Source organism: Roseateles sp. P5_E11 (genome assembly GCF_054049355.1).
In genome coordinates this window covers 1-9,162 of sequence record NZ_JBFUMO010000205.1, presented here as the reverse complement: position 1 = coordinate 9,162, position 9,162 = coordinate 1, and the positions used below count along the sequence as shown (strand labels likewise).

Below are 9,162 nucleotides of genomic sequence, written 5' to 3'. Positions count from 1 at the left end.
AGATCTTCTCGGGCAAGCCCAAGCTGTTGCCCGGCGACACCTTCGCGATGGACTTCGTGCCGGGCAAGGGCACGCAGTTCTACATCTCGGGCCAGGCCCAGGGCGAGCCGGTCGGTGACGACGAGTTCTTCACGCTGGTGCTGCGCATCTGGTTCGGCGATTCGCCGGCCGACACGCAGCTGCGCGATGCCCTGCTGGATGGCGGCAAGGACTGACCAGGGCCAGCCGCTTCTAGTTGCCCAAAGCGATGCGCGCCATCTCGAAGCGGGCACCGCCATCGCCATGCGGGCTGATGTGCACGACGCGGAACTGCTTGGCGGTGCCGGCGCGCCTCAGCTCGAGCGATAGGCGTCGGCGTCCAGCCCGAGGCGGCGGATGCGGTCGTGCAGCGTCTTGCGCGCCAGGCCCAGGCGCTCGCCGGCCTTGGCAATATTGCCGCCGCTCTCCTGCAAGGCCTGCACGATCCACTGCCGCTCGACGGCAGCCAGCGCMTCGTCCAGCGGCGCCTGCGGCAGGGCGGCCGGCTCGTTAGTCAGCTGCGGCACAGGAGGGGCAGCCTCGGTGACGAGGCCCAGCACCCAGCGCTCGGCAAAGTTGCGCAGCTCGCGCACATTGCCCGGCCAGTCGCGCGCTGCCCAAGCGGCGAGTTGGGCGGCGCTCCAGGCCGGCACCGGGCGCTGCAGGCGTTCGCCAGCCTGGGCGCAGAAATGGCTCAGCAGCAGCGGGATGTCCTCGCGGCGCTGGCGCAGCGGCGGCAGCGCGATGCTGGCCACGTCCAGGCGGTAGAACAGGTCCTCGCGAAAGCGCCCTTCCCGGGCCAGCTCCAGCAGGTCCACCTTGGTCGCGGCGACGACGCGGCAGGCCAGCGGCACGGCCGTGTTGGCGCCCAGGCGCTCGACGCTGCGCTCCTGCAGCACACGCAGCATCTTGACCTGCAGGGCCATAGGCATGGACTCGATCTCGTCGAGGAAGACCGTGCCGTCGCCTGCGAACTCGAGCTTGCCGATGCGGCGCTTGGCGGCACCCGTGTAGGCCCCGGCCTCGGCGCCAAAGATCTCGGACTCGAACACGCTCTCCGGCAGAGCGCCGCAGTTGATGGCGACGAAAGGACCGGTCGCGCCACTGGCCGCGTGCAGGGCGCGGGCGACGACCTCCTTGCCGGCACCGGTCTCGCCATGGATGAGCACGTCTACACGTGCCGGACCGAGGGTGGCGATCAGCGTGCGCAGTTGCTCCATCGCGGCACTCGCTCCCAGCAAGCCGTCGGCGGGTCCGCCGGCAAGCTGGGCCTTCAGCCGCCGGTTTTCCAGCACCAGGCGGCGCTGGGCCAGCGCGCGGCGCACGACCTCGACGAGATGCTCCGCCGAGAAGGGTTTCTCGATGAAATCCCAAGCGCCATCGCGCATCGCTTCCACCGCCATGCCGATGTCGCCGTGGCCGGTGACGAGGATGACGGGCAGCTCGGGGTCCTGCTCGCGCAGGCGCTGCAGCAATGAGAGGCCGCTGTCGCCGGGCAGTTGCACATCGCAGACGACGATGCCAGCAAAGCCCGGCTGCAGCCAGGCGCGCGCCGCCTCGGCGGACTCCACGCCGTGACACCGCAGGTCGGCCAGGCGCAGGCTCTGGGCCGTGGCCAGGCGCACCTGCTCGTCGTCTTCGACGAGCAGCACATCGGTAGGTTCAGGCGCGGCCATGCGGCGATTGTGTGATGGGCAGCCTGAGGATGAACTGCGCCCCACCCTCGGGTCGATTGCCGCCCTGCAGCGAGCCACCCAGCGCGTTGGCGATGGAAGCCGAGATGGACAGCCCCAGCCCCAGGCCGTCACCGCGGCGCTTGGTCGTGAAGAAAGGCTCGAAGAGGCGCGCCTGCACATCGTCGCTCAGCCCGGAGCCGTCGTCGCTCACGCGCAGCAGCGCCTGGCCGGCATCGACCTCGGCCTGCAGCGTTACCGTGCCGCCGCCCTTCTCGGCGCTGGCGTCGATGCCGTTGCGCAGCAGGTTGACGAGCACCTGCTCGATGCGCACCTGCTGGCCCAGCACGGCCAGGCCTTCGGGCACGGGCAGGCAATCGAGCCTGACGCGCTGGCGGCGCGCTTCAGCGCTCACCAGGGCCACCGCGGCCTGAAAGGCTTCCGCCACCACCACTGGCTGCACGCGCAGCTCGTCGCGCCGCGCAAAGCCCTTGAGCTGGCCAACGATGGCAGCGATGCGCTGGGTCAGGCTGTCTATGGACTGCAGATTGGTCTCGGCGTCGGCCTGCATGCCGCGTTCGAGGAAGACGCGGGCGTTGTCGTTCAGCGCCCGCAGCGCCGCCAGCGGCTGGTTGATCTCGTGCGTGATGCTGGCGGCCATCTGGCCCAGCACGGCGAGCTTGCCGGCCTGCACGAGGTCGTCCTGCGTGGCGCGCAGCGTCAGCTCGGTGCGATGAAGTTCGTCCACGCGCGCCTGCAGCTCGCGTGTGCGCTCGGCGATGCGCGTCTCCAGGCTGTCGTAGGCGGCACGCAGTGCGCCCTGGGCGGCCAGGCGCTCACGGGCGCGGCGGCGGCGCAGCTGCAGGTAGGCCAAGGTCAGCAACAGCGATACCCAGCCCAAGGCGGCAGCCCAGGCACGGCCGGCGGCGATCTGCTCCGCACCGCGGATCTCGGTGAAAGACAGCAGCGTCCARCCGCGCCCCTGCACCGGCTGCTCGGTGACGAGGGCGCGCAGCTTGGCAGCCGCCGTGGCGATGCGCTCGATGCGCAGTTCGGTCGCCGCGCGTGAGGGCTCGCGCCCCAGCGCAGGCAGCGGCAGGTCGCCGTATTGCTGCGTGTCGTGCAGCTCTTTGCGCGTGGCATCGGACAGCGGCTGCAGCGTGCGGTACTTCCATTCCGGCCGGCTGGCCAGGAAAACCACGCCGCGCGCATCGGCCAGCATCAGCTCGCCAGCGCTGCGCGCCCAGTTGGCCTCCATCTCGTCGAGCGACACCTTCAGCACGACGACGCCCGCCGTGGGGCCGGACAGCCGGTGGGCGATGAAGTAGCCCGGCGTGCCGGTCGTCGAGCCGCGCGCATAGAAGTGGCCGCCGCCCTGCGCCATCGCGTCGCGGAAGTAAGGCCGGTAGGCGTAGTTCTGGCCGACAAAGGTCTGCGGCTCACRCCAGTTGCTGGCGGCCAGCGTCAGGCCCTGCGCGTCGATCAGGAAGATGGCCGCTGCGGAGGCGTCTTGCGCAACGCCTTCGAGCAACACGTTGACTTCCGCCGCGCGTGCCTGGGATGACGGCACGGCCAGCAACCCGGYCAGCGCCGGATGGCGCGCCAGCACCTGCGGCACGACCTCGTACTTGTCCAGCGCGCCGGTCAGCTCGTGCGCGACAAAGCGCAGATGGCGCTGCGCGTCGTCACGGGTCTGGGCCAGCGCCAGGTCCAGCGACAGCCGCCAGGCCGCGTACGCGACCGCTGCGCCGCCCAGCACCACCAGCAACAACAGCCCGAGACTGCGTCGCCAGCGGGCCGGCTTGTTTGCGTCAGTGGTGGGCAGCTTCGGCATCGATCCTTGAGTGTTGGCGCGTGTCACGCATCAACAGATAGACGAGCAGCGAGCAGGCGATCACCGCGGTAGCGTACCAATAGAAGCCGCTCTCCATGCCCTGCTGCTTGAACCACAGTGCGATGTACTCGGCGGTGCCGCCGAAGACCGACACGGCGATGGCATAGGGCACGCCGACACCGGTGGCGCGGATGGAAGCGGGGAAGAGCTCGGCCTTCACGACCGCGTTGATGGAGGTGTAGCCGCTGACGATGAGCCAGGCACACGCGATCAGGCCAAAGGCTTCCCACGGCCCCTGGGCGTGGCGCAGCGCCGTCAGCAGCGGCACCGTGAAGATCGTGCCCAGCACCGCAAAGCCCAGCAGCAGCGGCTTGCGGCCGATGCGGTCCGACAGCGCGCCGTAGATTGGCTGCAGCAGGGCCGCGAACACCAGGCTGGCGGCGGACACGGCCGTGGTCTGCGCGTCGGTGAGGCCCACCGACAGCTTCAGGAACTTCTGCATATAGGTCGTGTAGACGTAGAAGGCCAGCGTGCCGCCCATGGTCAGGCCGATGACGATGAGGCATTCGCGCGGGTGCTGCAGCAGCAGCTTGAAGCCACCCATGCGGTCCTTGTTGCGCTTCTTCTCAGCCTGGAAGGCCTGGGTCTCGGGCAGGTCGGACCGCATGATCAGCGCGACGATGGCCAGCAGCGCGCCGATGAAGAAGGGGATGCGCCAGCCCCAGGCCTTGAGCTGGGCGGCGTCGAGCACGAAGTTCTGCAGCACCAGCAGCACGACGAGCGCCGTCAGCTGGCCGCCAATCAGCGTCACGTACTGGAAGCTGGCATAGAAGCCGCGGTGCTTGGACGTCGCCATCTCCGACAGATAGGTGGCGCTGGAGCCGTACTCGCCACCCAGGCTCAGGCCCTGCAGCAGGCGCGCGAACAGCAGGATGGCTGGTGCCCAGACGCCGACGGCGGCATAGGTGGGCGAGCAGGCGATCAGCAGCGAGCCGCCGCACATCAGCAGCACCGAGGCCATCAGCGCCAGGCGCCGGCCATGGCGGTCGCCGAGGTAGCCGAACAGCAGGCCGCCGACGGGCCGGATGAAGAAGCCCAAAGCGAAGATGGCCGCCGTCGACATCGACTGGGCCACCGGATCGGATGATGGGAAGAAGGACGACGAGAAGTAGAGCGAGAAGGCCGCGTAGCAGTAGAAGTCGTACCACTCGACGAGGTTGCCGAGGGAGCCGACGAGGATGGCCTTCAGGCGGCTGAACTCGATGCGGTCGGGCGCTGCCGCCACAGCGGCCGAAGCCGGGGGATAGATCGCTGACATGGGGCTTGTCTCCTGGGTTGTGTGCCCCAGGATGAGCAGCTTGCGTGCCAAGACCGTGCGTGGCCGTGCGCCAGGGTGGCGYGCGATGCACGCCCCGTCGCTTCGGCGGATTTCCGCCGAGCATGACGCCGCGCAGCCGCCGCTGGCGGAGATCCGCCGCCGCGCTCAGCGCTGCTTGGCGACCCACTCCATGACCAACTCGCGCAGCACCGGCAGCGGCACCTGGCCGGCGGTCAGCACGACGCGATGGAAGCCCTTGACGTCGAACTTCGGGCCCAGCGCCTGGGTCGCCTCGGCACGCAGCTTGGTGATCTCCAGCTGGCCGATCTTGTAGCCCAGCGCCTGGCCGGGCCAGACGATGTAGCGCTCGACTTCGGAGACGACATCGCTCTCGGCCATGGAGGAGTTGTCGAGCATGAACCGAATGGCTCGCTCCCGCGTCCAGCCCTTGGCATGCAGGCCGGTGTCCACCACCAGGCGCATGGCGCGCAGTTGCTCGTCCGACAGACGGCCGTACCACTGATAGGGGTCGGTGAAGAGGCCCAGCTCCTTGCCCAAGCTCTCCGAATACAGCGCCCAGCCTTCCACATAAGCCGTGTAGTTGCTGCCGAAGCGGCGGAAGGCCGGCAGCGTCGCGTCTTCCTGCGCGATGGAGATCTGGAAATGGTGGCCGGGCGAGGCTTCGTGCAGGGACAGGGTCTCCATGCCGAAGATGGGCTGGGCCTTCAGGTTGAAGGTGTTGACGTAGAACACGCCCGGCCGCGAGCCGTCGGTCGTGCCGTTCTGGTAGGAAGCGCCGGCGGCGCTCTCGGCGCGGAAGGCCTCGACTTCCTTGACCTCGTAGTCGGCCTTGGGTTGGATGTCGAAGAGCTTGGGCGTCAGGCCGTTGATCTTCTTCTGCAGGTCGCGGTAGCCATTGAGCAGGTCCTCCGCCTTGCTGAAGTAGAACCTGGGGTCGTCCTGCAGGTACTTGAAAAAACCTTTCAGGTCGCCCTGGAAGCCGACCTCCTTTCGCACGCCCTCCATCTCGCCGAGGATGCGCGCGACCTCCTTCAAGCCAATGGCATGGATCTGGTCGGGTGTCAGCTTCAGCGTGGTGGACTGCTGCACACGGTGGGCATACCAGGCCTTGCCGTCGGGCAGGGCCGACCAGCCCGTGCTCTTGCGCGCCTTGGGCATGTACTCGTCGCGCACAAAGGCCAGCAGGCGGGCATAGGCGGGCAACACGCCCGTCGACAGCAACTTGCGCATCTCGGCCGCAATGCGCTCGCGGTCGGCGGCGGGCACAGCCTCGGGGAAGTTCTTGATCGGCCCCCAGAACAAGCTCTTCTCGGGGTCGGTCACGGCCAGGGCCGTCAGCTGCGGCAGCACCTTTTCCATGACCGCGCGCGGCTGGGTCACGCCGGCCTTGAGGCCGTCGCGCATATTGGCAATGCTGCCGTCGAACAGGGGCACCGCCAGAGCCAGGCGCTTGAGCCAGTCGTCGTAGTCCTTGGTCGTCCTGAAGGGCTGGATGGATTGGCCCGTGCCCATCTGCGCCAGGAAGCTGGGCAGGCCACCGATCTGGCTGATGGGCTGCATCCAGTCCGGGAAGCGCTCGCCAGCCAGGTTCTGCTCCAGGTCGAGCTTGAGGATGCTGTAGGAGACGCGGTCCCTGGGTTCCAGTTTGGCCTTGCTGAAACCGGTCAGGGCCTTCAATTGCTCCTGCAACTCGCGCTTGGCCTGGACGCGGTAGGCCGCGGTCGTGGTGTCGATGAGGCGGTCGTTGTAGCGCGGGTCTCCGAGGGACGTGGCGAGGATGGGCTGGCGCTGCAGCGTCAGTTCCCACTGGGCATCCAGCCATTGGTGGAAGCGTTCGCTCTCGGTGGGAGCGGCCCAGGTGGGCAGGCTTGCGACAAGCAGGCTCAGGGCAAGGCGACGACGCATGAGGTCTCCAGTTTCGAGGTGGCGCGATGCTAGCTATAGACCTGCTGACAGCCAAAGGGCATGGCTTCCCTAGAATCGCGGGCCTGTTAACACCACGGCAATGGGCCGCGAAGGCCAGCCGCCAGGGCCAATCAAGGCGCAGCGCGCCGGCCGCACTCATGTGCGGGCAAGCGCTGCAACGCAGAGTGGTCCTGGCAGCTGGCCTTCCCGGAGGGTTGTGGCCAGAAAGGCCGCGCGCGGCGTTGCAAATCCTCGCCGGATGACCGACCCGGCTGCGGTTTGCGCCTTGCTCGCGGCCTTTCTGGTCACAACGCGGCCCATCGCCGTGGTGTCAACAGGCCCCTGCCCCGCTTCGGGGCTGTTGTCGTTTKTAGAGCTCCATGACGCTGCCATCGCTGCCGGCCATTGCGCCGGGCAAGAAGTTCACCCACCCTCGCCCCGTCGGCTCAGCCGACGCCCTGCTGCTCGCGCGCTTCGTGCAGCAGCAGCGCGACGCCGGGCGCATGGCCGCCATCTTCACGGCCGAGCCGGGCGACACGCAGCGCCTGGAAGACGAGCTGAAGTTCTTCGCGCCCGAGCTCAAGGTGGCTGTCTTCCCCGACTGGGAAACCCTGCCCTACGACAGCTTCAGCCCCCACCAGGACCTGATCTCCGAGCGTTTGGCAACGCTGTGGGAGCTGCTGCAAAGCAAAAAAACGAAAAGCATCGACGTGGTGCTGATGCCCGCATCGACTGCGCTGACGCGCCTCGCGCCGCCCAGCTTCCTGGCCGGCACCACCTTCAACTTCAAGCAGAAGCAGCGCCTGGACGAGGCCTCGCTGCGCTCCCAGCTCACGCTGGCCGGCTACACCCACGTCAGCCAGGTCGTGCAGCCGGGCGAGTACGCCGTGCGCGGCGGCCTCATCGACTTGTTCCCCATGGGYTCTGCCGTGCCCTATCGCGTCGATCTGTTCGGCGACGAGGTCGATTCCATCCGCACCTTCGACCCCGACAGCCAGCGCAGCCTCTACCCCGTGCCCGAGGTGCGCCTGCTGCCCGGCCGCGAATTCCCGATGGACGAGGTGGCGCGCAAGAAGTTCCGCGAACGCTGGCGCGAGAAGATGGACGGCGACCCGAGCAAAGCGCGCATCTACCGCGACATCGGCGAGGGGATCGCCTCAGGTGGCATCGAGTACTACCTGCCACTGTTTTTCGACCAGACGGCCACGGTCTTCGACTACCTCGGTGGCGAAGCCGGCCTGGCCCTGCACGGCGAGGTGGATGAAGCCATCCAGCGCTTCTGGACCGACACCAAGGAGCGCCACCGTTTCCTGCAGCACGACCCCGAGCGGCCGCTGCTGCCGCCGCAAGAGATCTTCCTGACGGCCGAGGACTTCTTCGGCCTGACCAAGCCGCACGCGGTGCTGTCGGTGCGCGGCGGCGAGCCGGTGGACTTCGCCCGGCCTCTGCCCGACATCAGCGTCGAGCGCGGCGTGCAGGAACCGCTGGCCCGCCTGGCCGCCCACCTGAAGGCGACGCCGCACCGCGTGCTGCTCCTGGCCGAGAGCGAAGGCCGCCGCGAGAGCCTGCTGGAGCAGCTGCGCGACAGCAAGATCGAACCGCCGTCGGTCAAGGACCTGGCCGAGTTCCTGGCCGGCGACGAGAAATACGCAATAACCGCCGCGCCGCTGGCGACGGGATTCTTTTGGAACGACGCGCAGCAACCCGTTCAGCTTTTCACTGAGACGGAACTGTTCGCGACGATGCCGACGACCCGGCGGCGGCGCAAGCAGGAGCAGGTCAGCGACGTCAATGCGCTGATCAAGGACCTGTCCGAGCTGAAGGTGGGCGACCCGGTCGTGCACATCAACCACGGCATCGGCCGCTACCAGGGCCTGGTCAACATCGACGTGGGCGACGGCAGTTCGGAGTTCCTGCACCTGGAGTACGCCGACAAGGCGACGCTGTATGTGCCGGTGGCCCAGCTGCACCTGATCGGCCGCTACACCGGCGTGAGCGCCGAGGAAGCACCGCTGCACAAGCTGGGCTCGGGCCAATGGGAGAAGGCCAAGCGCAAGGCCGCCGAGCAGGTGCGCGACACCGCCGCCGAGCTGCTCAACCTCTACGCCCGCCGCGCTGCTCGCGAGGGCCATGCCTTCCGCTACTCGGGCCACGACTACGAGGCCTTTGCGGCGTCCTTCGGCTTCGAGGAAACGCCCGACCAGCGTGCCGCCATCCACGCCGTCATCCAGGACATGATCAGCCCCAAGCCCATGGACCGCCTGGTCTGCGGCGACGTGGGCTTTGGCAAGACCGAGGTGGCGCTGCGCGCGGCCTTTGTCGCGGTGATGGGCGGCAAGCAGGTTGCCATCCTGGCGCCCACCACGCTGCTGGCCGAGCAGCATTACCAGAAC

At 68.2% G+C, this 9,162-nt stretch carries 6 protein-coding genes; 2 read left to right on the top strand and 4 right to left on the bottom strand.

Translation table 11 applies throughout. The annotated features are described in order from the left end of the window. Window positions 1-215: chalcone isomerase family protein (locus ACXJKR_RS16195; protein WP_457323697.1), on the top strand; the 215-nt coding region annotated here is incomplete at its 5' end. Window positions 216-332: 117 nt separating this feature from the next. On the opposite strand, the gene ACXJKR_RS16190 is transcribed toward ACXJKR_RS16195, so the two are convergent. From ACXJKR_RS16190 to ACXJKR_RS16175, 4 genes are all read right to left on the bottom strand, one after another. After that, window positions 333-1,694 (bottom strand): sigma-54-dependent transcriptional regulator, encoded by a 1,362-nt coding sequence (locus tag ACXJKR_RS16190; RefSeq protein WP_457323696.1) that lies wholly within the window; start codon window positions 1,692-1,694, stop codon window positions 333-335. Continuing rightward, window positions 1,681-3,525 (bottom strand): ATP-binding protein, encoded by a 1,845-nt coding sequence (locus ACXJKR_RS16185; protein WP_457323695.1) that lies wholly within the window; start codon window positions 3,523-3,525, stop codon window positions 1,681-1,683. The genes ACXJKR_RS16190 and ACXJKR_RS16185 overlap by 14 nt, the downstream gene beginning before the upstream one ends. Further along, window positions 3,503-4,843 (bottom strand): MFS transporter, encoded by a 1,341-nt coding sequence (locus tag ACXJKR_RS16180; protein ID WP_457323694.1) that lies wholly within the window; start codon window positions 4,841-4,843, stop codon window positions 3,503-3,505. The genes ACXJKR_RS16185 and ACXJKR_RS16180 overlap by 23 nt, the downstream gene beginning before the upstream one ends. Before the next feature lie 165 nt (window positions 4,844-5,008). Then, window positions 5,009-6,769, bottom strand: coding sequence for a DUF885 domain-containing protein (locus ACXJKR_RS16175; protein ID WP_457323693.1), 1,761 nt, complete (start codon window positions 6,767-6,769; stop codon window positions 5,009-5,011). A 380-nt stretch (window positions 6,770-7,149) separates the two neighbouring features. On the opposite strand from ACXJKR_RS16175, the gene ACXJKR_RS16170 reads away from it, so the two are divergent. Further along, window positions 7,150-9,162 (top strand): CarD family transcriptional regulator (locus tag ACXJKR_RS16170; protein ID WP_457323692.1); only part of this gene is annotated, 2,013 nt, incomplete at its 3' end.

Coding starts and splice junctions, on each gene's coding strand:
- ACXJKR_RS16180 (WP_457323694.1), bottom strand. CDS start 4,843: ATGTCAGCGATCTATCCCCCGGCTTCGGCCGCTGTGGCGGCAGCGCCC.
- ACXJKR_RS16175 (WP_457323693.1), bottom strand. CDS start 6,769: ATGCGTCGTCGCCTTGCCCTGAGCCTGCTTGTCGCAAGCCTGCCCACC.